This window comes from Kiloniella sp. (assembly GCF_965205715.1).
Taxonomy (GTDB): Bacteria; Pseudomonadota; Alphaproteobacteria; order Kiloniellales; family Kiloniellaceae; genus Kiloniella.
The window spans coordinates 615,570-639,785 of sequence record NZ_CBDBHW010000006.1 but is presented as its reverse complement, the minus strand read 5'-3'; the positions used below and the strand labels follow the sequence as shown (position 1 = coordinate 639,785).

Below are 24,216 nucleotides of genomic sequence, written 5' to 3'. Positions count from 1 at the left end.
CGGAGAGAACCCCATACTAACTTCAAAATTGCGTGTTTTACTTCAAAATTCTGAAAAAGAATTTTGGGGTGAATGTATTGATTACCGAAGACAGTTCGTGAATATGAATTACCGTTCGTTGAGCGGATCATTGGAAGAGTTTTATGATAAATTCACTAGATTGTTTGGAATAAATTATAGTGCAGTTATGAAGTTGGGTGACATTGAGAGATTGAGCTTTGACTGCGGTATTAGCTTTTACAATGTAGTTTCACAAACGATCGAATCTTCTTCAATTCTTAATTTACGTGATTTTTTTCTGGCATGGGATCTGGAGATTACAAGCGCAAACTTAAATGCACTTCAAAAAAGGGGGCATTTTCTTAAACGTTGCGGAGATTTTCGTGAGTTCAAGGACGCAAGTATCTTCCGAGAAGGGGAAGAAGTTCTTTGTAATTCATTAATTAATTTTTTTGGCAATTATGTAAGTTTCCATCGGGCTGCTTCCAATATTATGGAGTTGTTATATAATAATGATGGAGAATATTACCATAAGGAACTTTTTTTAGCTGCACTGGCAAACAAGCATAACGATGACTACAAGCCCTATTTATCGCAGCTACGGAAATATGTCTTGGAACAACCAGATAAGATTTACGCTGATGATGCTTATGCAGAAATAGGCTGGTTTTACCTAATTTAATCCGGTAAACCCCCGGCTATGCCGGGGGACTCTCAATGGTTTGACCGTTCCCACGGTCTTACATTTCTTTGTTTATTGACCAAAATAACAAAGGAATTAGCCGATGAGAGATTACAAAAGCCTTGCACATACGAGATGGGATTGTAAATACCACGTGGTTTTCATCCCTAAACGCAGGCAAAAAGTTATCTATGGCAACCTACGTCAGTATCTTGGTGAAATTTTCCATGAACTGGCCGGGCATCGCGAAAGTAAGATTGAGGAGGGCCATTTGATGCCGGATCACATTCACATGTGTATCAGCATACCGCCCAAACATGCTGTTTCAAAAGTCGTTGGATACCTAAAAGGAAAAAGCGCGATTGCCATAGCTCGAAAATTCAAAAATAAAGCACGGAATTTCAAGGGTGAAAATTTTTGGGCCCGTGGATATTTCGTCTCAACTGTAGGGCTCGATGAACAGATGGTGAGGGAGTATATCAGAACGCAAGAAGAGCGTGATAAGTACTTTGACCAAATGGATATATTCAATCCATAACCGCTTTAGCGGTTCCCAATTTGCCCCTTTAAGGGGCTCACCCGCTTAAGCCCCCGGCTTTGCCGGGGGTCATTTAACTATTAAGGGAGAGCCAACAAAAGCAGATAGGTATTTTAAAACAGTTCTTAGAGAGTATCCAGAGGGTAATGCGTATGACAACGCATTGAACTGGCTGGTAATTAGTAAACGTGATCAGGGAAATTATAGTGAGGCGCTGAAATATGGTACTCAACTGATCGTTAATGTTTCATCGTTACGGATAAGAGAGGCAATATCTGGACGCCAAGAAAAACTTCATTTGATTAATAATAGCTTTGATACTGATAAGGCGAATATATCAGTTGGCACAAAGGGATATTATAGATCGACGATAATTCGTCGAGTCAATTCCAATGTAAATGAGAACCTAAAAGAGGGTGACAGGATTAATAATGTTAATGGGATCGATATAGATGGGTCCGATGAATTTTACTTATATATACACAACGCATGGCTGTCCGGCCAAGATTCAGTTGAACTTGATGTTTCTAGCTATTCAAAACCTTGGGACAGCACAAAAATTGTTATAAATATTTCGCACTTTGGTCTGAGGTTTTAATTCGAAAGGCTTATTTATGCCTTTAATAAAAGTGGTTAGGTAGGATCACGTTCCTAAGGCGCTCATATCGAAATTGATGCGATGACAATTTGTGTCCTGACAATATCCTTGCTGTAATTGTCAGGGAAGCTTGTTATGAAAAAGAGGCCGAAGGCTTTTTGCCCAAGTGCAATATCTTTAAATTCTGTGGCTTAACGGTCAGACAGGTCTTCCTAATATGGATTTTTTCTCACCAGAGCTTCTTGCTCTTATGTTTGCAGCTGGTTTCTTTGCGGGCTTTGTTGATGCCATTGCTGGAGGAGGGGGATTAATCACCCTTCCTGTTCTGCTAACGGTCGGTCTTTCTCCCATCCAGGCAATCGCGACAAACAAGCTGCAGGGATCATTTGGGACATTTTCTGCAACACTGAACTTTGTCCGTAAAGGGCATCTAGATATCCGCGTTTGGATACTGCCCATCATTTTGACCTTTATTGGTGCTGCTTCGGGCGTTGTGGTTTTACGATCCGTAGACAGCAGCTTTCTCGTCAATGCCATCCCGTTTTTACTGATTGCAATTGCAATCTATTTCTTGTTTCAACGAAAACTAGGTGAAGATGATCGCCACCAACGGATCTCTCGTAATGTATTTGCCTTTTTCTTTGGTACAGGTATTGGCTTTTATGATGGATTTTTCGGGCCAGGCACGGGGTCGTTCTTTACCCTCGCCATTGTAACCCTGCTTGGTTACAACATGCTAAAGGCCACAGCACACGCGAAACTCCTTAATTTCACCAGTAATTTTGCATCTCTGTTGTTTTTTATTCTCAGTGATAGTCTGGTTTGGTCCGTGGGACTGATTATGGCTTGTGGTTCCGTCGCAGGGGGATATCTCGGTGCGCACATGACGATGAAACACGGCGCTCGGATTATTCGTCCTCTACTGGTGCTGACTTCGATTCTCATGACTGTAAAATTAATTCACTCAAACCCCGATCATATCCTTGCTCGGTTTTGGGATCAGTGGGTAGTTTCGCTTTTGGATGTTTTTCTTTCGTAGAAAATAATTTGATGTTTAGAAGAGAAAGTTCACCTTTCTACTTCATGATATTATCTACAAAAAACTAGAGAAACGGGTGTTTCTGCCTTTGACATTTGTCACACTTTGCGGCAGGTAAGGGGCGTGAAACTGAACTCGCCCTGGATGCTGGTATTGGGATTTCCAATACTTGGTGTCGGGCTTATTGCGGAGCACGAGTTCCATCCATGACTGATCGTATTCTCATTATTGATTTCGGGTCTCAGGTAACCCAGCTTATCGCTCGCCGTGTGCGCGAAAGTGGTGTCTATTCAGAGATCCATCCCTTTAACACCATCGATGATGCTTTTTTGGATAGTTACTCTCCAAAAGCAATCATTCTATCTGGCGGTCCTGCCTCTGTGACTTGGGATGATTCCCCTTCAGCACCGACTAAGGTGTTTGAAATGGGTGTTCCTGTTCTGGGTATCTGTTATGGCCAACAGACCATGATGGAACAACTTGGTGGTAAAGTTGAAACATCTGACCATCAGGAATTTGGTCGCGCAATTATTGACATCACAGAAGATTGTGCTCTATTTCACGGCGTTTGGGGTGTTGGAACACAAGAACAGGTCTGGATGAGCCACGGTGATCGTGTCGGTAAACTTGCTCCTGACTTTAGAGTTGTTGCAACCTCCGAAGGCGCGCCCTATGCGGCTGTCGCCAACGATGAAAAGAAATTTTACGCCGTCCAGTTCCATCCCGAGGTTTACCATACGCCACATGGCGCACAGCTTCTGAAAAACTTTACACATGGTGTTGCGGGTTGTTCCGGTGACTGGACAATGTCTGCTTTCAAAGATCAGAAGATCGAAGCCATTCGCGCACAAGTTGGCGACGGTAAAGTTATTTGTGGCCTTTCCGGCGGAGTGGATAGTTCGGTCGTTGCAGTGTTGCTTCACGAAGCCATTGGTGAGCAATTGACCTGTGTGTTTGTTGACACTGGCTTTATGCGTATGGGAGAAGCGGAGCAGGTGGTTTCGCTCTTTAAAGATCACTACAATATTGAACTTGTTCATGTGAACGCGGCTGATCGTTTTTTTGATGCTCTGGGCGATGAATTTGACCCTGAGAAAAAGCGCAAAACCATTGGAGGTCTTTTCATCGATGTCTTCGAAGAAGAAGCCAACAGAATTGGTGGCGCCGACTTCCTCGCTCAGGGAACGCTTTATCCTGATGTGATCGAATCAGTATCTTTCACAGGTGGTCCCAGCGTAACGATCAAGTCTCACCACAATGTTGGTGGACTTCCAGAACGCATGAACATGAAGCTTGTTGAACCTCTTAGAGAGCTGTTCAAAGACGAAGTTCGAGGCCTTGGTCGCGAGTTAGGGTTACCGGATAGTTTTGTTGATCGTCATCCTTTCCCGGGACCTGGTCTTGCTATTCGTATTCCTGGCCAACCTTTAACTCCAGAGAACTGTGACATCCTTCGCAAGGCTGATGCAATCTATCTCGAAGAGATCCGTAAGGCTGGCCTTTACGACGAGATCTGGCAGGCTTTTGCTGTGTTGCTTCCGGTTCGAACTGTCGGTGTTATGGGCGATGCGAGAACCTATGATTTTGTCTGTGCTCTACGCGCTGTAACCTCGACTGATGGCATGACAGCAGACTATTATCACTTTGATCACGAGTTCCTTGGTCGTGTGACAAATCGTATTATCAATGAAGTCCGTGGTATCAACCGCGTGGTTTACGATTGCACATCCAAACCACCAGGAACCATTGAGTGGGAATAAGACGGCAAGCATTGGTCGTGATATTTTAGAAAACCAAAGGGCGGAACCGGAGTGTTTCGCCCTTTGGTGTTTGTACTTCATCGAGCATTTTATTATTAATCTACAGACGTGCTTTTCTTAATGCTTAGGTGTCTTTAGGGGAGCTACATACACAACCACATCCTGTGCCCCCAAGATTTTTGATCTTTTCATCCGCTTGACAACAGGCATCTTCTCGCGTGATTGCTGAGCCTCCACAACAAGATTTTTCCGCTGCTTTATTGCTCTTATTGTCTGACTCTTCTGTACTTTGATCAGTGTTCATGACAGTTAGTCCTTATTTTACCATTATTCCAGAATTATCGAAATATTATAATGGAATTATGTAGCTTTGAAAGAAAAATTATCCAGAAGATAGTTTTGCCTTCAAACATGGAGTAAACTCTACGCCTCACTTAACAGTGGAAAGGGGCCTGCTATGAGTACTTCTGTTCAGGAATCTGCAATTTTAATGAGTTTGAAAGCTCTTTATAAGGATGCAGATGAAAATAATCTTTGGTTTTATCACCAATCTAGTGGTGAAGGTGAAGTTTGGTGTTCTCCGCAGTATCTGCGTTTAAAACAATCCAAAGGTGAGCTGATCTGGGGGCCGGAACATTGGGAGTTACGAAACCCTAAAGGCTATTTAAACAACCTCAAGCACAATGCGGAAAGCATGGTCGATGAGTACAATCGGATGGCGGAGCGTATGAAGATGGAAACCCGTTTGAAAATTGATCAAATACACTGACGAAACTGTTGATATTAACAGTGATATTCAAGGATAAAGTTTATGGATCTGGTTCGTAATTCTCTTTTGTGTGAGAGGATGAGGTAGGGTGAGTGAGGAATTTCAAGAACGTATAATCACGCTTGAGACTTATATTGCTGAACAGGAGAAAACGATCACTGAGTTAAGTGATGTTCTCGCTCAACAGTGGCAGACAATAGAGACTTTAAGTAAGCGATTGGATCGGATGCAACAGGTATTGGAAAATATCGAAACACCAGATAACGAAGATGCAAACTCACTTGGCGTGATGATTTAAATTTGAGGTCTCAATTTCCGATAGTTTCGGCACGGGTATAGTAATGGTCCCATTCATCTGAATGGGTCTCAACAAAGCCGTGGTTCTTATAAAATATGTTTGCTTTACTTTCTTTTAAAGCACACAGCTTAACAGGAAGTACTTGTTCCTTCGATTTTACAAATATAGCAGCCATAATACGCGAGCCAATGCCATATCCCTGAAAATCAGGCTTTATATATAAATGATTGAGCCAGAAATGTTTATCCATTGTGGTAAGCATATAGAAGGCAACGATTTCATCGTTGTGAACGATTTTTACCGTGTCTGTTGATTTGAAGGTCTCTACAAACCTTGTTCGTGCGCGGTCAGGGTCAAAACGGCCGACATTTTCGAGACTTTCTTTCATTGCTGAAATCCTGATTGTCACAAGAACTTCAAGGTCGCAGATTTCGACAGGCTCTGTTCAGCGACAATAACCTTGGCCGGTTGCGACAACCACCTTGGCCGGTGGATCTGATCATTAAAAAGGGCGTGCCCGTTTGATAATCAGATCCACCGGCCAAGGCTTAATTTGGTGTTAGTTACAAGCTGCTGTGAGTTGATAAATTAGGAACCTCTAGATGTAATTGGAGGAACCTGTTTGCCGTATAAATTTATCACAGATGAACAACTGAGACTTTACATGACAGATAGAAAAACTCATGGTCAACGAACCGCCGCTGCCCGCGCAGGGTTTAGCGAACGCACGGCCCGCCGATTTGACGTTGATGCGACTTTACCGTCACAACGCAATATAAAGCGAGGGCGAACAGTTTCTGATCCGCTTGAAGATATCTGGGATAAGGACATCCTTCCCATTTTGGATAAAGACAACTCGGTCAAACCCATTACTTTGTTGCGCCACATACAGAGCCTCTATCCGCTCCGTTTTCCCGATGACCGTGTCAAGCGCACGTTAGAGCGCCGAGTTCGGGGATGGCGGGCTCTGAATGGCCCTGAAAAGGATATCATTTTCAGGCAAACACCTGAGCCGGGTTACATGGGCCAATCAGATTTCACGGATGCAGCCGACTTAAGTATTACCATTGCAGGAGATCCTTTGGTGCATCGGCTCTATCATTTTGTTCTGGTATATAGCCGATGGGAACATGTTGGGGTCGTACTTGGCGGTGAGAGTTTTACAGCCCTTGCGGAGAACTTACAAAATGCGCTTTGGTCCTTGGGGGGCGCTCCTGAAAACCACCGGACCGACAGCCTGTCTGCGGCCTTTCGGAATTTGAGCGTTGAGGAAAAGGAGGACATTACCAAACGTTATTCTGCTTTTGTTGAGCACTACGGTATGGAGGCCAGTCGAAATAACAGAGGGGAATCACACGAGAACGGTGCCATTGAATCTCACCACGGTCACCTTAAGACTGCGATAAAGCAGGCCCTGATTTTGCGTGGCAGTAATGACTTTGACACTTTGGATGAGTATCGGCGATTTTTGGACGAGCTGATTGCTAGACGGAACAAACATCGTGACCAAGATATCCAAACAGAGTTGAAATCTCTCAAGGCGTTACCTCCTCGGCGAACAACAGATTACACTGAAGTCGTGTCGAGAGTTACCAAAACAAGTGGTTTTTTAGTTAAGCAGGTTTTTTATAGCGCCCCTTCTCGCCTAATTGGTCAACGCTTGCGTGTCCATATTTACGATAACCGGATAGAAGCCTATCTAGGCAGCACTCATGTCGTCAGCCATTCTCGTGAGCGGGGGCACGGCAAAGGCCCCCGCATTCATGTTATCAATTATCATCACGTCATTCATGCTCTCAAACGTAAACCTCAGGCACTCGCCAATTCTATTTATCGTGACAGTATTTTTCCAAGAACCGAGTACTCCCTGGCCTGGACATTGTTTCAGAAAAAGTTGTCCCGCAGAGATGCGTGTCGTCAGATGGTTGGGATACTTTTCCTTGCGCACGAAGAGGCTTGTGAGGCCGAAGTCGCGCACCTGATTTCGAGAGAAATCAATGCAGGAAGGCTACCTTGCGCAAAAAAACTTAAGCTGAATATCACAAAAAAGAACACGGATTTACCTCCTGATATTCCCGTGGTTCAACCTTCATTATCAGTCTTTGATACTCTGTTGGAGGATCGGGCATGACAAACATTGAAGTGGATCAGCACAAGCTGCCTCTTATGCTAACTGACTTACGATTACCCAGCTTTCACAAACACTGGCAAGATATCGCAATCCAATCCGACAAGGAGGGCTGGTCAGCAGCCAGGTTCCTTGCCGTTTTGGCCGAATATGAATTGGCCGAAAGGGACACGCGACGCATTCAACGCCATCTCAACGCATCAAACCTGCTGGGCGGAAAAACTCTGGCCACTTTTAACTTCAAGCGGCTGCCTAACGTGAAAAAGGCGCAGGTCGAAGCCTTGTCTGCCGGTGACTGGATTGACGCAAGAGCAAATCTGATTGCCATTGGAAATTCAGGGGGAGGAAAAACTCATCTCCTATGCGCCGTAGGTTATGCTCTTATAGAGGCTGGATACCGTGTGCTCTATACGCAAACCAGTGATCTGGTGCAAAAACTCCAGGCTGCCAGACGTGAACTTATGCTCGAAAACGCCCTCGCAAAACTCGATAAATTTGATCTCATCATTCTCGATGATATTACCTATGCACAAAGGGATATATCTGAAACATCCGTGCTCTTTGAATTGATCGCCAGACGATATGAGTACCGAAGTATTGCAATTGCTGCCAATCAACCTTTTAGCGGATGGGACAATATTTTTCAAGATAAGGCCATGACCGTTGCAGCAATCGATCGTCTTGTTCACCACTCAACCATTCTTGAGATGAATATCGACAGCTACAGACAATGGGAAGCCGCCCAAAATCTCAAAAAAATGTTGCGGAAAACCACAAACAAAAAGGTGAAAAATATGCCTGAAGCATCGTAAATAAACGTCAGATCACAGCCGCATCAAAAGCGGCCAAGGTGGTTGACGCAACCGGACAAAGTGGTTGACGCTCTACAAGGCTCAAAAGTCAAATGCATCGACTATTCACTTTATCTGTAGTTTGGAGATGTATGGGATCAGCTCTGTAAGGTTCAAGATATTTCTTTGATTACCCGATTTCGTCCCTGATCTTTTGCCCGGTAAAGAGCTTCGTCGGCCCGTTGGACAAAACCTTCTAGAGGCTCTTCACGTACATACTTGGATACGCCAATGGAAAGAGTAATACGGCCAAATCCCTGACCCGTTTTCTTATTTTTTAGGACCTGTTTTGAGATTTTTTCACGGATTTGATCAGCTAGGCTCGCTGCATCATGAAGACTTGTATTTGGCAGGATACAGGTAAACTCTTCACCGCCATAACGCGCAGGAGTATCTTGACCTTTTACTGCGCTTTTTATCATCCTAGCGACAACTTTAAGGACTTCATCACCGACCCGGTGGCCGTAAGTGTCATTAAATTTTTTGAAATGGTCAATATCCATCAATAACAAGCAGAGCTCTGAGTTTTCTTCTATTGATGATTTGGTCTCTTCAATAAGTTTGTTGTCGAAGTGTTTTCTGTTTCCAATCTGGGTTAAGGCATCCGTTAGAGATTCTGTTCTTACCTTCTCCAAATTTTGTTGGAGACTACTGATCTCATTTGAAGATTGTTGTAGCTGGCCCTGTAGAGCTCTATTTTTCTCTGTTATTGTCGCCGTTTCCCGGACGATTTCAGCAACAAAGTCCTTAAGCGAAGTTGACCCTTCTTGCCCCGAAATGGTTTCAGAGATATCTATCGCGAGGCTGGCGATTTTTTCTCCATAGTTTTCTGTGTCACTTCCGGCTTCGCTGATCTGCTCAATAACGTGTTTCAGAGTTTTCTGGAGCTTGTCTCCAGCTTCGTGGATGTTTTCGCTTTGCTGCTTATCGGTGAGATAAAAATTGGTATAGAGCTCGTTCGAAACCTCTGCTGAAAACAGACCATCACCACTTATTATATCGTTGATAGCTGTCGTCAGATGCGGATTTTTCCCACTGACATAATCATACCAAATCGTAAAGTTGGATGGCGTCGATGGGATGGCCCTTTGCTTCATAACTTTAATGGCTTGCTCAGAATATTCTTGAGCATTTGCAAAAGTATCGGCAACCAACATTTTTGGTATTTCCTTAATGTCTAAATTTACTCTCAGAACTCTTGTGTGAGTCTTGTCGTTGTTAATGTATTGGATAAATTACAATATCGATTGTATTGTAAAAAATTATTTAATGGTTCATCGGAACCAGTGTGTTGTTAAAGACCTCAAGGGCTTCAGATAAGTTACGGGACCGATTTAATCGCTTTTGTCCGTTATACACGGTAAATTCATCATATTTGTTCTTATGGCCCTTCGTTTTTACAACTGCAAACAAGGGGGTTTCATGAGCATGCCTAAATATTGAAAAAACGGCGCAATCCCCTAATAGGTCAATTGCATAATCGCGCCACTCACCTTTAGCTACTCTTTGGCTGTAAACGGATAGAAGGAGCCCGAGTTCACTTCGGTTAAAGGTGACATGAAGTGACGATTTTTTTCCTTTGTTCAAATAATAGACTGCGGTCATATATTCCTTACTCCACTATTCTCCTTCAAAGTACAGAGTGGATGATTTTTGGTGAAAAATCTATAAAATTGCTCAATAGATGGTGTTTAGACGTTTTTGAACGTTTATATCCAGACATAATTCCCAGATAAAATCCCAACTTAATTTTTGGCTTAATTCCCTGTTTAATTTCCTGTGGCAACCGCTGGCTGAGAGGATTGAGGGCTGTGATATATCGTCGTTTGGGAGCTTGCTTCATCATAAGGTGACTCATAACAGGTGACACCACCTATATTCCGATAACAATATAGATTTTCATACCAGGAGTTTGCCAATCCATTCTCTAATTCTTCATCTCGGCAGTAAGCTTCACCTTTGGAGGAATAAAGAATGGAGCAGTCTTTAGCCATTGCCCAGCTAACGAAGTGGTCCGATATGGTTTTGTCGGTATGTACGAGCGTACCGACACTTGCGGCAGTTGTAATGGGACTGCATCCCGAAAGGAATGAAAGAGTAAAAATGCTAGCGAGAATAATACCAAGTACGCGTTTCATAATTTTGCCTAGTTTCAAGTCGAACATGACGTCGACAGAATGCCTGTGGTATTAGTTTATAAGGTGTTGGTAAATAAAATATTAGGATATTAATGCAAATCGACGTGAGATAACGGACGATTTTAGTTATTGGCGATTGTTGAGAAGGCAAAATTTCTATATAAACTTCAACGAATTTCGAGTGCAGTCTGATTTGTTCGCCTTTTGCCGGGAGGACGAAAGAAAGATTCAAGTGTTCGTAAACCGAGGGATTATTAATTAGTGGCTGATATTTTTCAGGAAATCGAAGAAGACCTAAAACGTGAGCGCGTTGAGGTTCTTTGGAAAAAATATGGTAATTGGGTAATTGGTGCAGCTGTAGCGATTGTTCTCGCGACAATTGGTATTAAAGTCTGGCAGAACTATCAGCAATCCGTTCAATCAGAGAAATCACAAACTTTTGCTGCTGCTTTTGCGCTTAGCGAAGAGGGGAAAAAGGATGAAGCTCACAACAAGCTTGTGGGTTTAGCTACCGAGGACGATGGATACGGAACGCTTGCGCGTTTTGAACAGGCCCGGATGCTTTCTGATGAAGGCGATAGCGCCGCTGCAATTGCTATTTGGGATGATATCGCCAAGAGTGATCCTCCGATCCAAAAGCTGAAAGATGTTGCATCGTTGCTGGCAGCAATGCACTTGGTTGAACAAGGTGATGTTGCCGATGTCAAACAACGTTTAGCAAACCTTTCTGTTGCTGGTGCTCCTTTCCGTTCAAGCGCTATTGAGTTACAGGCTCTTGTGGCTTTGCGCGAAGGCGACAATGCTGCAGCCCGTACATTTTTCCAACAGCTGGCTGATGATACCGAGACACCAAACGGTATGAGAGGGCGCGCTGTCCAAATACTTGAGAGCTTGGCGGAGTAATTTTGATGTTGTTGGAAATGCGGAAAGTCATTTTGGTCTTAGGACTAGGTTTTGTACTGACGGGATGTAGTCTTACCGATGAATGGTTCGGTGATGAAGAATTACCACCTTTACCCGGGGCTCGTATTTCCATTCAATCAGTGGACAAAGGACTAACAGCAGATCCGACAATTGCTGATCAGCGGATTATTCTACCTCAACCTTTTGTCAACACCTACTGGACTCACAACGGTGGTAACCCTGCACACGCGATGTTCCATTTATCGCTAAGTGATTTGCCACGTGAAACCTGGACCGATGATATTGGCGAGGAAAGCGACGGTGATGAACTTATTCTTGCTCAGCCGCTGGTCGTTGAATCTGTCCTCTTTACCATGGATGCCCGTTCTACGGTAAAGGCATTTGACCGTGTAACAGGGAAGGTCTTTTGGGAAAAAGATCTTGAGCCAGCGGATGAAGACGATGGTTATTTTGGGGGCGGTATAGCCTATGCTGATGGTCGCATCTATGTGACAACCGGTTTTGCAAGGGTTTTTGCACTTGATGTCCGTTCCGGCGATGTCATTTGGGTGCAAAATGCGCCAGCTCCTATGCGCGCAGCTCCAACGGTAAATGGTGGTCGTGTATTTATTGTAACCCTTGATAATCAGACCCTTGCCCTGGCGGCCGATGATGGGCGTCGCCTGTGGAGCCATATTGGTGTTCAGTCTGAAACAAGCCTCCTCGGCGGTGCGAGTGCTGCTGTTGCAGGTCGAAAACTTATCGTTCCTTATTCTTCTGGCGAAATCGTGGCAATTGATGTCATTGAAGGAGACGTTGAGTGGACTCTAGATCTGTCTTCAGTCAAAAAAACCGATCCTCTGACAGATCTTGCACATATCCGGGCTATACCTGTTATTGACAGAGATCGTGTTATCGCGGTAAGTCACTCCGGCCGAATGGTTGCCATTGACCTGAAAGAAGGGGTGCGACTATGGGATACCGATATTGGTGGCGTTCAGATGCCATGGGTAGCGGGAGAGTTTATTTATGTTCTTACCAATGATTCCCAAATTGCAGCCGTAAGGCGTCAGGATGGTCGTATTCGTTGGGTGCAACCATTACCACGGTACATAGATCCAGAAGATCGAAAAGGTTTAATCGTATGGCAAGGGCCTGTTCTTGCCAGTGATAGACTAATCGCAGCTGGTTCTCATGGCGAAGCTATTTCACTTTCTCCTTATACCGGAGAAGTTTTGGGTTATCTGGAACTGCCAGATGGGGCTGCAATGCCACCAGTTGTTGTCGGAAATAGTTTGTACTTCCTGACAGCAGAAGCAGAAATTATCGCGATGCAGTAAGCCTGAACGGCTTATCAGCGAGAGAAAGACTAAAGTAATGACTTTCACAGTAGCTATTGTGGGCCGTCCCAATGTGGGTAAGTCGACGCTCTTCAACCGCCTTGTCGGTAAACGCTTGGCATTGGTCGACGATCAACCTGGTGTTACCCGTGATCGCCGCGAAGGCGATGCCTATCTGTTTGATTGCCGTTTTCGTATTATCGATACTGCTGGGCTCGAAGAAGCCTTTGACGGTAGCTTGGAAGCGAGAATGCGTCGACAGACGGAACGTGCCGTGGAAGATTCTGATCTTGTTATTATGGTCATTGACGCCCGCGTTGGGGTGATGCCTATTGATGAACATTTCGCCAAGCATCTACGGCGGGGTAAAACACCGATTGCTTTGATGGCCAACAAATGCGAAGGCAAGGTTGGTGATGAAGGCTTGATCGATGCCTACCGACTTGGTTTGGGGGAACCTATCCCATTCTCTGCTGAACATGGCTTGGGCAGTAGTGATCTTTATGATGTTATCAGTGAGCACATGAAGCGTGCAGCCGAAGAAGAGGCTGCTTCTAAAGTTTTCGCCCAGCCTGTTGAAATCGAAGAAGAAACAGCAGATAGCGGTAAAGAAGAAGCTCTAGAAGACGAAGAAGCTCTTGACGATGACTTTGTGGAATTCGAAGAAGACGAAAAAGAAAGAGGACCACTACAGCTTGCTATTGTGGGTCGCCCTAACGTCGGCAAATCGACATTGATTAACAAACTTATTGATGAAGACCGTCTTTTGACTGGTCCAGAAGCCGGCATTACACGTGATGCGATTGCTGTTGAATGGGAATATAAAGGTCGTCCGCTAAAACTCGTTGATACAGCTGGTTTACGTCGGCGATCTAAAATTGAAGACAAAGTTGAAAAGCTCTCGGCTTCAGACACCATTCGTGCATTGAAGTATGCTCAGGTGGTTGCTCTTGTTCTTGATCCCGACGGTGTGTTGGATAAACAGGATCTGACCATTGCCCGCCATGTGATCGATGAAGGGCGTGCCCTCATTATCGTGATTAACAAATGGGATATCTGTAAAGATAAGGACGCTGTGATGCAGCGGTTGAAAGACCGCTTGCTGACTTCCTTGCCTCAGGTTAAAGGCATTCCTGTCGTGACGATTTCTGCTCTTAAAGGGCACAAATTAAACAAGATGCTGGATATGGTCTTAGATGTTTATGACGTCTGGAACATCAGATTACCAACTGCAGGTTTGAATCGCTGGTTGGCTGAGTTGCTAGAGAGGCATCCACCACCCGCACCTGGTGGACGACGGATTAAGCTGAAATACATTACCCAAGCACGTGCACGTCCGCCGACCTTTGCCATTTCATGCTCATTACCAGAAGACCTCCCGGCTTCTTACACAAGGTTTCTCGAAAATAATCTTCGACAAACCTTTGATATTCCGGGAGTGCCGCTGAGAATGCATATGAAAAAGGGCGATAATCCTTACGCTGGTAAAAAGAAACGAAATCAGTAATAAAAAAGGCCGCTTTAAAAGCGGCCTTTTTCTTATACGTCTAAGGGGAAGATCAATCTTCTCGAATATCGATGATTTGACCGTTGATATCACAATCAGCCGATGCAAGTTCAACAAAGCTATCTGTGATTTCCTCTGGAGCCCGGATAGTCATCGGGTCTTCACCTGGGAATGCTTTTTCTCTCATGGTCGTTCTAATGGGGCCAGGAGAGATCAGATTAGCCCGTACGTTGGTTTTCTCTAGTTCGCTGGCATAACATTGCACCATAGTCGATAACGCCGCTTTAGAGGCCTTGTAGAGGCTCCAGTAAGCTTTTGGTGTTGAGCCCGTAGTCACGAATATAGCGCGGCCTGCGTCTGATTTTTTTAACAGGGGATCCAGGCTGCGTATCAATCGATAGTTTGCTGTTACGTTGATATCGAAAGCTTCTTGCCAAATTTTGGGTTTGATATGTCCAATTGGAGAAAGAGGACCGAGTGATCCCGCATTTCCAACGAGGATATCCAGTTTTCCATAACGATCAAACAGGGAGGCACCTAGCTGGTCGAGGCCATCCATATCTTTTAGGTCATGAGGTATAAGGATGGGGTTTTTTCCCCCATCAGCACGGATTTCATCGTCGAGTTCTTCAAGGGCGCCAACAGTCCGTGCCATGAGCAACAGCTGAGCGCCTTCTGATGCAAACCTTTTTGCAACGGCTCTACCTATGCCGCGGGATGCCCCGGTTATAAGAGCAAGGCGCCCTTCTAGGCGGCCAGTTTTTATCTCGGTCATTTCTGGATCTCTCTAGCCGGCTTTTTTGGATTTCATAAACTCAGGAATTTCGGTGACGTCTTCTTGATAATCATCAATCTGAGTTGGATAAAATCCGGTAAAGGGCGAATCACAATATTGCGGAAGTTCGTTGTTACGTCCTTCAAGACCCATGGCACGGTACATTCCGTCGATAGAAAGGAATGCCAGGCTATCGACACCAATGTATTTGGTCATTTCTTCCAAATTCATTTGCGCAGCAAGGAGTTCTTTGGATTTAGAAATGTCGATACCGTAAAAATATGGATAGCCAATGGGGGGGGATGCAATTCGCATATGAACTTCTTTTGCCCCGGCAGCGCGGACCATTTCTACAATTTTGAGAGAGGTCGTACCGCGAACAAGTGAGTCGTCAACAAGAATGACACGCTTACCTTCAAGGACAGCCTTATTTGCGTTGTGCTTGAGCTTGACCCCAAGATTACGAATTTGCTGACTTGGTTCGATGAAGGTTCTTCCCACATAGTGATTACGGATAATGCCGAGCTCAAATGGGACCCCAGATTCCTGAGAGTATCCGATTGCAGCTGGCACCCCAGAATCAGGCACGGGAACGACGACATCGGACTCTACATGATTTTCGATAGCGAGCTCTTTACCGATATTCTTTCTGGCTTCATAAACACTAACACCGTCGATGAAAGAGTCAGGGCGCGCAAAATAAATGTACTCAAAAATACAGGTTTGTTGCGGTGTCGGCGGGAAGGGGCGCATTGATTCAACCCCTTTATCTGTGATGACGATAAGCTCACCTGGCTCAACATCGCGAATAAACTCTGCGCCAATGATATCAAGGGCACAGGTTTCAGAGGCAACAACATAACCATCTTCAAACTTGCCAAGGACCAGAGGGCGAATGCCGTTCGGATCTCTAACTGCTATGACACCTTCTTTGGTCATGCAAAGGAGTGCATAGGCACCTTGGATTCTCTGGATCGCATCAATAACCTTACCAACGATCGTGTCTTGGATAGAGGTAGCAACAAGGTGAAGAATGACTTCCGTATCCATCGTGGATTGGAAAATAGATCCCCGCATGACGAGTTGATCACGGATTTTTTGAGAGTTGGTGAGGTTCCCATTGTGGCAAAGAGCAAAGCCACCTTCGTGCAGGTCAGCAAATAGTGGTTGTACGTTTCTGAGAGCTGTTTCTCCGGTTGTGGAATACCGAGTATGCCCAATGGATGAATGTCCTTTGAGACGTTCGATTACTTCCTGTGAGGAGAAGTTATCACCAACCAATCCAAGGGCGCGGTGATTATAAAACTCTTCACCGTCATAGCTGATGATACCAGCTGCTTCCTGGCCCCGATGTTGAAGGGCATGCAGTCCTAGCGTAACGAGTGCTGCTGCGCCTTTGTGGCCGTGTACGGCGTAGACGCCGCATTCTTCGTGGAGTTTATCATCATCATGAAGATCTTCGAGTGTCATGGCTTTCGCTTTCCTGAACTCAGACTGGGAACCATTATTCGCTACCGCTTACGGCTTCGATGGTTTTTTGCATTTGTGTGCGCATAGTATCGTTGTATCCGGAATCACCACCTTCTTCGGTGAGCGCTTTTGATTCTGGGCTTATAAGATTTTGGTATGTTTGGCTTGCGTTATAAGCCTGTCTCGCAGCTTCTGCCTGTGCGAGAACTTTTGTAATTGTTTCGTTATGAAACTTCCTTGGTAGAAGTTTTACCAAAATGGCAGAGCCTTGCTGTATAGCGGGGCGCGTCTTCGCGCGCTCGACGTCTACGGGCCAACCTTCATCTTGGGGCATGAGAAATACAAATAAAGCAATCCAGGCAATGCAGACTATGATACCACCGCGCAGAAGCCCAAATAAGAACCCAAGTGATCTATCTAACGGACCGAAAGTACTTTCCCGAACATGCCTGCAAATCGATCTAATGAGAACCATCAGTAGACCAAGGGTAACAACGAATAAAGCAAACCCCGTGGCGAGTTCCGCCACGAAAGGTATATTGATAAATTGTTGAACGTGGGGAAGTAAGGGGTGAAACCCCCACAGTGTAACAAAGCCTGCACCGATCCATGAGGCAACGGACAGGACCTCATGTACAAATCCACGAAACAGGGCAAAAAGGCCTGAGACGATAATGATGCCAATTACGGCGACATCCAAGAGTGAGATGGGTAAGTTTTCCATCAATGCCTAACGCTTTTGTCGGTTAGTTACTTGCAGCTTTCTTAACTGATCTTGCCGCAAACAGTGCAACAAGGTCCTGCAAATGTTCAATCTGTCTTGTATCTAACCCCGAAGTGATCTGATTACAATTCTTCTTTACACGAATTGGCGGAATTATTGCATTTTTAAAGCCAAGCTTAGTTGCTTCCTTGAGGCGGCTTTCCGATTGATTAACGGCTCTAATTTCACCCGAAAGGCCAATTTCTCCAAACACTACAGTATCTTCGGGCACAGGAATATCCATTGCTGCCGATACTAAAGCAGCTGCTACGGCCATATCAGCGGCAGGTTCGCCAATTCGCAACCCCCCGGCGACATTTAAATATACCTCATTCCCAGCCAGAACCAACCCGCAACGAGCTTCCAGTACGGCGAGAATCATGGCAAGTCTTCCCGAATCCCATCCGACGACTGCCCGGCGTGGGTTTGCTTGCTGTGAAGGAGAGACCAAAGCCTGGATCTCTACCAAAACGGGACGTGTTCCCTCTAGGCCCGCAAAAACGGCTGCCCCTGTGACGTTACCCCGACGTTCGGCAAGAAATAGGGCTGAGGGGTTCGAGACCTGCTCAAGGCCCTGTTCTGACATTTCAAAGACGCCGATTTCGTCTGTGGGGCCAAAGCGGTTTTTCACTGCACGTAAAATTCGGAAATGGTGTCCACGTTCACCCTCAAAGGTAAGGACGGTATCGACCATATGTTCAAGAACCTTTGGACCGGCAATAACGCCTTCTTTGGTTACATGACCAACCAGTAGGAGGCTAAAGCCTCTATTTTTAGCGAGCTGTATTAATTCTTGTGCGGAAGCTCTTACTTGGGAGACGGTACCTGGTGCAGAATCGAGGCTATCAACAAACATGGTTTGTATAGAATCAATGACGACGACCTGAGGGGCGTTGTTGTCATCTAGTGTGGTGGCAATATCGCGAACTGAGGTCGCGGAAGCGAGAAGAAAATCATCTCCCTTTAGACCTAGGCGCCGGGCTCGGAGACGAACCTGATCTATGGCTTCCTCTCCGGAAATGTATACGCATCTGGTCCCCGCATTCGTGGTAAGAGCGGCTAGGATTTGAGTGAGAAGTGTGGATTTTCCAATGCCGGGATCACCACCGATCAATACGGCAGAGCCTGGGACAAGTCCCCCCCCGCATACCCGATCGAACTCTGTGTTATTGCTGACCATGCGGGGTACGGGTTTGCTACTGCCCTCCAAGCTAACGAACTCAACCTGTTTTCCCTTTCGGACGTTCTTTTTTGAAAGGCCTCCGGGTACAGGAGATGCGGAACTGGCTTCTTCAGCGATAGAGTTCCATTCTCCACAAGCGTCGCACTTTCCGCTCCACTTGACGTAATCAGCGCCACATGACTGGCAGACATAGCGAGTAACAGCGCGTGCCAAGGTCGGTCTCCCTATTGTTCAAAGTCATGATTTAACAGATGTTCTTGATTTGTTCAAGTTTGTGTTCTGCGTATTATGGCGGTTTTTTTTTAGCTGTTTTATTCAGCAGCGCGATCAGAATCTGCGACACTGATTTTGATTGGTCCTTCCAGCAATCCGTTTATGAACTGGTGGATGTAGGGATTGTCTGTTGTCTCAAGGTCTGCCGTTGGGCCGACCCATGCAATCTTGCCTTCATAGAGCATCGCAATGCGATCTGATATGCGTTTCGCAGAATCCATATCGTGGGTGATCGTTAAAGCAGTTGCCCCGAGCTCTTTGACGGATTGTACAATCAGACGATCAATGACATCGCCCATGACAGGATCGAGGCCTGTGGTGGGTTCATCGAAAAACAGTGTTTCTGGGCTAGTTGCAATAGCTCTGGCTAAGCCGACCCGCTTTTTCATACCGCTAGAAAGTTCAGCAGGATTTTTTGTGGCAAAGCGTTCGCCCAGACCGACTTCTGAAAGTTTTTCAATGGCTATTTTATGGGCTTCATCCTTGGGCACGCCGTGTGCTTGCATCAACCCAAAGGCGACGTTTTCCCATATGGTCAGAGAATCAAATAACGCCGCGTATTGGAATAGCATACCAAACTTTCGACGTACGCCTTCCATAACACTACCGTTGAGCCCGACAATTTCCTGGCCGTCAATTTGAATACTACCGGAATCGGGGCTGAGCAATCCAAGGATACATTTCAACAGAACGGACTTTCCCGTACCCGATCCCCCAATTACGACAAGGGATTCGCCTTCGTAAATATCCAAATCCAGATTGTTAAGCACAACCTTTTTACCGAAGGCTTTGGTGAGCCCCCGAATTTTGATTCTAACTGCTTTGTTGTTTACTTCTGACTGATTGGTCATATGGCGAAAAACAGCTCAGTGATAATGTAGTTAAAGGTGAGAATAAGGATCGATGCAGAAACAACTGCATTCGTTGTTGCAGAACCAACACCCTGTGCACCACCTTTAGAATTGAAACCGTGATAACAGCCCATCAAAGTAATGATAAAACCAAAGGCTGCCGCTTTCACCAACCCAGATACGACATCGAGATATTGCATGAAATCGATGGTGTTTTTTAGGTAAGTTGCAGGGTTAAAACCGAGTTTGTGGACAGAGACCAGATATCCGCCGAAGACGCCAATTGTATCCGCAACGAGTACAAGAATTGGTAAGGTCAAAACCCCGGCGATAACCCTTGGGGCGATCAAGTATTTAAAAGGATTTGTCGCAAGGGTGTAAAGCGCGTCAATTTGCTCTGTAACGCGCATGGTCCCGATCTCAGCAGCCATTGCTGCGCCGACGCGTCCTGCGACCATTAGGCCAGCTAGAACAGGGCCGAGTTCACGAGTGATTGAAACGATAACGACATTGGGTATGGCACTTTCGGCAGAAAAGCGTGCAAAGCCCGTATAGCTCTGTAGGGCAAGAACCATCCCGGTAAATATAGCTGTAAGGCCGACAACTGGAAGGGAATAGTATCCGACCTCGATCATCTGTTTAAGGATGAGCCTGGGGTAGAAAGGTGGGCGAAAACAATGCGAAATCGAAGTTGATGCGAAAACTGACAGGCGTCCAACAATCTCAAAAAATGTGAGGATAAGCCGACCGAGGGGTTGTAGAAGTGGCATACAGGTTACCGTCTAATTGTCTTGATTGGATGTTGGATGAACAAGGCTGAAACGCTGGAAAATAACAGTTAGCAATTACCGTGTTGGTGAACATTTTAATCGCAGAGTGGAAGCACAATACCCAAGGCGACCTGTAGCGTCAATCTGGGGTCTAAATCTGAAGGTAATTGCCATCATTTAATAACTTTCGGGCATATGATCTTCTTCGGCGAGATCAGAGAATTTGGTGAACTCGCCGTTAAAGTGAAGCTCGACGGTTCCAATAGGACCGTGACGTTGTTTACCAATAATCATTTCCGCTTTGTTCCGAGCTTGATCCAGGCGTGCTTCGTGGTTTGCCAACTTTTCGTGGAACCGATCAGTAGAATCGTCGGCTCCCTGACCAGGCTTTTCACGTGCGATGTAGTACTCATCTCGGTAGAGGAAAAGCACCACGTCGGCATCTTGCTCAATTGATCCGGATTCGCGAAGATCTGAAAGCTGAGGCCGCTTATCTTCACGTTGCTCGGTTTGTCGAGAAAGTTGTGACAAGGCAATGACGGGAACGTTCATTTCCTTCGCAATACCCTTGAGGCCACGGGAAATTTCCGAAACTTCCTGAACACGACTATCACTATTGCCACCCGGAGCCCCGGACATTAGCTGAAGATAGTCAACGATAATCATGTCGAGGCCGTGTTGTCTTTTTAATCGTCTGACCCGATTGCGAAGCCCTGGAACTGTAAGGTTCGGTGTGTCATCGATAAAGAGTTTGTATTCTGAAAGGGCCCGGCTGACCTGGAATACATGTTCGAATTGATCTTCAGATAACTCACCTCTGCGCATTAGGTGCGATGGCATTTCCGCAGCAGAAGACAAGATCCTGCTTGCTAGCTGATCTGCGGACATCTCTAGGGAGAAAAAAGCCACAGACATTGGGATTTCAGCTTCTTCTCCGTCAGCAGAATGCCCCGGCTTTTTTGTTTGGGCGATGTTGAAGGCAATATTGGTAACAAAGGCCGTTTTACCCATAGAAGGTCGGGCTGCAAGAATGATCAAATCCGAGTGGTGAAAACCACCGAGGAGCTTATCAACATCACGCAACCCACTGGATACACCAGCAAGGCCGTCACCTTGTTTCATTGCGACGTTTATGAAATCGATAGATTCGGAAAGAGCATCAGCAAAGGATGTAAACCCGCCTTCTGTTTGCCCAACTTCTGCAAGTCGATACAGCTTTTGTTCGGCACCTTCGATTTGTTGAGTAGCTGAGAGATCAAGCTCATGTGTGTGTGCGTTGTTTACAACTTCTTCACCAAGATCGATCAACTCTCTTCTGATATAAAGATCGTGGATGATCTTGCCGTATTCAGAAGCATTAATGATTGTAACGATGTTGCTTTGCAGTTCTGCTAGGTAACTCGTACCGCCTAATTCGTCGAGGTTGCCGCTACTGGTAAAATAATTTTTAAGGGTTGTCGCATTGGCAAGTTGCCCGCGCTCAATCAAAGTTTTACAGGCGAGGTAAATCTCGGAGTGCGCGGGGTCTGCAAAGTGAACTGGTAATAAGAAATCAGAGATCCGTTCATATGCCTTGTTGTTCGCCAATAAGGCACCCAGCAGGGCTTGCTCTACCTCATAATTATGTGGGGGTGAGCGCAATTCAGGTCCATCATCAAAAGGAATATCTGAATCATAATGTGGGATCGCGTGATCTTCCATGGGCCTCTGGTCTTAAATTGTTAGTCTATGCCAAGCTTAAATACCGCACTGCACCGATCACGGAACAAAACGTACTAAGGGTAGGGGAATGTATCTTGTCAGGGGACAGAAGTACAGAATAGATCTGCGGCATAAAAATGAAAACGGCACCCAAAAGGGTGCCGTTTCATAAAGTCTCTCAGAGTGAAAAGAGAAGATTACTCTTCGCTTTCGCCTTCTGCCTCAACAACTTCTTCAGCAGCTTCTTCAACTACTTCTTCTTCTGCAACTTCATCGTGAGAAGAGGCAACAGAACCAGAACGTAATTGTTGTTCAGCTTCTTCAGCTGAACGTGCTGTGTTAACAACGATGCCAACAGTAACTTCAGGGTGAAGAACGATTTTTACGTCGTGCAGACCAAGTGTTTTGATGACTTTGTCGAGAACAACCTGAGAGCGGGTGATTGTAACACCAGCTTCAGTAACTGATTCAGCGACGTCGCGTGTGTTAACGGAACCGTAAAGTTGTCCGGAATCACCAGCTTGACGGATCAGAGAAACAGTCAGACCTTCGAGTGAAGAAGAAACTTTTACAGCTTCTTCACGACGTTGGAGGTTATCTGCTTCGAGCTGAGCACGCTGATTTTCGAAGTGTTCAAGGTTGGCTTTGGTGGCGCGCATAGCTTTCTGCTTTGGAAGCAGGAAGTTACGTGCGTAGCCCGGCTTAACCGTAACTACTTCACCCATTTGGCCAAGCTTTTCGATGCGTTCTAGAAGGACGACTTGCATGATACGATCTCCTTCTTATCCGATCAGGTATGGCAACAGAGCTAGGAAGCGAGCGCGTTTGATAGCTTTTGCAAGCTCGCGCTGTTTCTTAGCAGAAACTGCTGTTATACGACTTGGAACAATTTTACCGCGCTCTGAAATGAAACGCTGCAAAAGACGTGTGTCTTTATAATCGATCTTTGGTGCATTAGCGCCAGAGAACGGGCAGCTTTTACGGCGACGATTGAATGGGCGACGAGAACCAACGCCCTGGCTAACGATTTGAACGGCCATGTTGCTCTTCCTTAGCTAGCTGTTGCTTCACGAGGTGCACGATCGCCACCTTCACGAGGAGGACGACCACCGCGGTCATCACGACCACGACCACCATCACGACCGCCGCGGTCATCACGACCACCACGACCACCACGACCACCACGACCACCGCGTTCATCACGGCTGCCACGGTTTTGCATGACTACGGAAGGCTCTTCTTCAAGTACGTCAACTTTAATAGTCAGTGTACGAAGAACATCGTCGTTCAAGCGCATAACGCGTTCCATTTCCTGGACCGCTGCAGAAGGAGCATCGATGTTAAGAAGAACGTAGTGACCTTTGCGGTTTTTCTTAACGCGATAGGCCATGTTACGTAGACCCCAGTATTCGGTCTTAGTAACAGAACCACCGTTTTCGGTGATAATAGCAGTGAACTGCTCAGTTAGTGTATCGACTTGAGAGGACGAGATGTCCTGACGAGCGATATATACGCATTCATAAAAAGCCATAGTTACTCCTCACGGCTTTAGGGGAACAGGGCAAACCTGAACCCGGAGCTGGTGTCCTTGTCTTCCGCTAGAGGTCACCAGCAAGGAGTTGATTTAGTGCGGATTAACGTGCGGAATATAGCGATCCTGACGCTGGGGTCAAGTACCATGCTTTTGGGTGTTTCTATCTACTTGATTATTAAGGAAAACATTCCCGGAATAAGCTGTATTTCATATGCTGCGTTATAAATACAGTTCTGTTTCGTTGCATATTTAACTTGGGAGCGGTATCTCTGGGCGCAGATAGCAATACGTTCTGAAGTCATAATGATATCAACTTTTGAGTATTCAGAAGAAGGGGGGGCAATG

General features: G+C 45.7%; 26 protein-coding genes. 12 read left to right on the top strand and 14 right to left on the bottom strand.

Going from position 1 to position 24,216, the window contains the following annotated elements:
- Positions 1–130: 130 nt before the first annotated feature.
- The 7 genes from ACOGW3_RS07865 (at position 131) to ACOGW3_RS07835 (ending at position 5,684) form a co-directional block, all read left to right on the top strand.
- The gene (locus ACOGW3_RS07865; protein WP_419902452.1) at positions 131–682 is read left to right on the top strand and encodes a hypothetical protein; all 552 of its coding nucleotides are present in this window, start codon (positions 131–133) and stop codon (positions 680–682) included.
- Between the two features lie 103 nt (positions 683–785).
- Positions 786–1,220, top strand: a complete 435-nt coding sequence (tnpA, locus tag ACOGW3_RS07860) for an IS200/IS605 family transposase (protein WP_419901154.1) — start codon at positions 786–788, stop codon at positions 1,218–1,220.
- A gap of 163 nt (positions 1,221–1,383) precedes the next feature.
- Positions 1,384–1,818, top strand: a complete 435-nt coding sequence (locus ACOGW3_RS07855) for a hypothetical protein (protein WP_419902451.1) — start codon at positions 1,384–1,386, stop codon at positions 1,816–1,818.
- 217 nt (positions 1,819–2,035) lie between these two features.
- Complete coding sequence (locus ACOGW3_RS07850; protein WP_419902450.1) at positions 2,036–2,857, top strand: TSUP family transporter; 822 nt, start codon at positions 2,036–2,038, stop codon at positions 2,855–2,857.
- 206 nt (positions 2,858–3,063) lie between these two features.
- The gene (guaA, locus tag ACOGW3_RS07845) at positions 3,064–4,617 is read left to right on the top strand and encodes a glutamine-hydrolyzing GMP synthase (protein WP_419902482.1); all 1,554 of its coding nucleotides are present in this window, start codon (positions 3,064–3,066) and stop codon (positions 4,615–4,617) included.
- A 457-nt stretch (positions 4,618–5,074) separates the two neighbouring features.
- The gene (locus ACOGW3_RS07840) at positions 5,075–5,386 is read left to right on the top strand and encodes a hypothetical protein (RefSeq protein ID WP_419902449.1); all 312 of its coding nucleotides are present in this window, start codon (positions 5,075–5,077) and stop codon (positions 5,384–5,386) included.
- 88 nt (positions 5,387–5,474) lie between these two features.
- Positions 5,475–5,684 carry a SlyX family protein gene (locus tag ACOGW3_RS07835; protein WP_419902448.1) on the top strand — a complete coding sequence of 70 codons (210 nt, stop codon included), beginning with the start codon at positions 5,475–5,477 and terminating at the stop codon, positions 5,682–5,684.
- A gap of 10 nt (positions 5,685–5,694) precedes the next feature.
- Here ACOGW3_RS07835 and ACOGW3_RS07830 read toward each other — a convergent pair whose 3' ends face one another.
- Positions 5,695–6,072, bottom strand: a complete 378-nt coding sequence (locus ACOGW3_RS07830; RefSeq protein WP_419902447.1) for a GNAT family N-acetyltransferase — start codon at positions 6,070–6,072, stop codon at positions 5,695–5,697.
- A gap of 234 nt (positions 6,073–6,306) precedes the next feature.
- On the opposite strand from ACOGW3_RS07830, the gene istA reads away from it, so the two are divergent.
- Positions 6,307–7,815, top strand: coding sequence for an IS21 family transposase (gene istA, locus ACOGW3_RS07825; protein WP_419901087.1), 1,509 nt, complete (start codon positions 6,307–6,309; stop codon positions 7,813–7,815).
- A complete protein-coding gene (istB, locus tag ACOGW3_RS07820) occupies positions 7,812–8,624 on the top strand; it encodes an IS21-like element helper ATPase IstB (protein ID WP_419901088.1) in 813 nt (270 codons plus the stop codon). Before istA ends, istB begins: the two co-directional genes overlap by 4 nt.
- Positions 8,625–8,776: 152 nt before the next feature.
- On the opposite strand, the gene ACOGW3_RS07815 is transcribed toward istB, so the two are convergent.
- The 3 genes from ACOGW3_RS07815 to ACOGW3_RS07805 all read right to left on the bottom strand — a co-directional run bounded on the left by ACOGW3_RS07815 (position 8,777) and on the right by ACOGW3_RS07805 (position 10,801).
- Complete coding sequence (locus ACOGW3_RS07815) at positions 8,777–9,820, bottom strand: GGDEF domain-containing protein (protein ID WP_419902446.1); 1,044 nt, start codon at positions 9,818–9,820, stop codon at positions 8,777–8,779.
- 109 nt (positions 9,821–9,929) lie between these two features.
- Positions 9,930–10,268: a DUF2794 domain-containing protein gene (locus tag ACOGW3_RS07810; RefSeq protein ID WP_419902445.1), complete on the bottom strand. Its 339-nt coding sequence runs from the start codon at positions 10,266–10,268 to the stop codon at positions 9,930–9,932.
- Between the two features lie 164 nt (positions 10,269–10,432).
- On the bottom strand, positions 10,433–10,801 hold the full coding sequence (locus ACOGW3_RS07805; protein WP_419902444.1) for a hypothetical protein: 369 nt from the start codon (positions 10,799–10,801) through the stop codon (positions 10,433–10,435).
- Positions 10,802–11,062: 261 nt separating this feature from the next.
- On the opposite strand from ACOGW3_RS07805, the gene ACOGW3_RS07800 reads away from it, so the two are divergent.
- From ACOGW3_RS07800 to der, 3 genes are read left to right on the top strand one after another with little or no spacing between them, the layout of a single operon-like run.
- Positions 11,063–11,704: a tetratricopeptide repeat protein gene (locus tag ACOGW3_RS07800; protein ID WP_419902443.1), complete on the top strand. Its 642-nt coding sequence runs from the start codon at positions 11,063–11,065 to the stop codon at positions 11,702–11,704.
- A gap of 5 nt (positions 11,705–11,709) precedes the next feature.
- Complete coding sequence (locus ACOGW3_RS07795) at positions 11,710–13,044, top strand: PQQ-binding-like beta-propeller repeat protein (protein WP_419902442.1); 1,335 nt, start codon at positions 11,710–11,712, stop codon at positions 13,042–13,044.
- Between the two features lie 37 nt (positions 13,045–13,081).
- Positions 13,082–14,551 carry a ribosome biogenesis GTPase Der gene (der, locus tag ACOGW3_RS07790; protein WP_419902441.1) on the top strand — a complete coding sequence of 490 codons (1,470 nt, stop codon included), beginning with the start codon at positions 13,082–13,084 and terminating at the stop codon, positions 14,549–14,551.
- Between the two features lie 52 nt (positions 14,552–14,603).
- On the opposite strand, the gene ACOGW3_RS07785 is transcribed toward der, so the two are convergent.
- The 10 genes from ACOGW3_RS07785 to rpsF all read right to left on the bottom strand — a co-directional run bounded on the left by ACOGW3_RS07785 (position 14,604) and on the right by rpsF (position 23,868).
- On the bottom strand, positions 14,604–15,326 hold the full coding sequence (locus ACOGW3_RS07785) for an SDR family NAD(P)-dependent oxidoreductase (protein ID WP_419902440.1): 723 nt from the start codon (positions 15,324–15,326) through the stop codon (positions 14,604–14,606).
- A gap of 12 nt (positions 15,327–15,338) precedes the next feature.
- Positions 15,339–16,796 carry an amidophosphoribosyltransferase gene (purF, locus tag ACOGW3_RS07780; RefSeq protein ID WP_419902439.1) on the bottom strand — a complete coding sequence of 486 codons (1,458 nt, stop codon included), beginning with the start codon at positions 16,794–16,796 and terminating at the stop codon, positions 15,339–15,341.
- A 34-nt stretch (positions 16,797–16,830) separates the two neighbouring features.
- Positions 16,831–17,520, bottom strand: coding sequence for a CvpA family protein (locus ACOGW3_RS07775; protein ID WP_419902438.1), 690 nt, complete (start codon positions 17,518–17,520; stop codon positions 16,831–16,833).
- A 22-nt stretch (positions 17,521–17,542) separates the two neighbouring features.
- Positions 17,543–18,955 (bottom strand): DNA repair protein RadA, encoded by a 1,413-nt coding sequence (gene radA / locus ACOGW3_RS07770; RefSeq protein ID WP_419902437.1) that lies wholly within the window; start codon positions 18,953–18,955, stop codon positions 17,543–17,545.
- 98 nt (positions 18,956–19,053) lie between these two features.
- Positions 19,054–19,866, bottom strand: a complete 813-nt coding sequence (locus tag ACOGW3_RS07765) for an ABC transporter ATP-binding protein (protein WP_419902436.1) — start codon at positions 19,864–19,866, stop codon at positions 19,054–19,056.
- Positions 19,863–20,636: an MlaE family ABC transporter permease gene (locus ACOGW3_RS07760; RefSeq protein WP_419902435.1), complete on the bottom strand. Its 774-nt coding sequence runs from the start codon at positions 20,634–20,636 to the stop codon at positions 19,863–19,865. Before ACOGW3_RS07760 ends, ACOGW3_RS07765 begins: the two co-directional genes overlap by 4 nt.
- Before the next feature lie 177 nt (positions 20,637–20,813).
- A complete protein-coding gene (locus ACOGW3_RS07755; RefSeq protein WP_419902434.1) occupies positions 20,814–22,337 on the bottom strand; it encodes a replicative DNA helicase in 1,524 nt (507 codons plus the stop codon).
- A gap of 197 nt (positions 22,338–22,534) precedes the next feature.
- On the bottom strand, positions 22,535–23,104 hold the full coding sequence (gene rplI / locus ACOGW3_RS07750; protein WP_419902433.1) for a 50S ribosomal protein L9: 570 nt from the start codon (positions 23,102–23,104) through the stop codon (positions 22,535–22,537).
- Positions 23,105–23,119: 15 nt separating this feature from the next.
- A complete protein-coding gene (gene rpsR, locus ACOGW3_RS07745; RefSeq protein WP_419902432.1) occupies positions 23,120–23,377 on the bottom strand; it encodes a 30S ribosomal protein S18 in 258 nt (85 codons plus the stop codon).
- A gap of 11 nt (positions 23,378–23,388) precedes the next feature.
- A complete protein-coding gene (rpsF, locus tag ACOGW3_RS07740; RefSeq protein ID WP_419902431.1) occupies positions 23,389–23,868 on the bottom strand; it encodes a 30S ribosomal protein S6 in 480 nt (159 codons plus the stop codon).
- Positions 23,869–24,216: the final 348 nt, after the last annotated feature.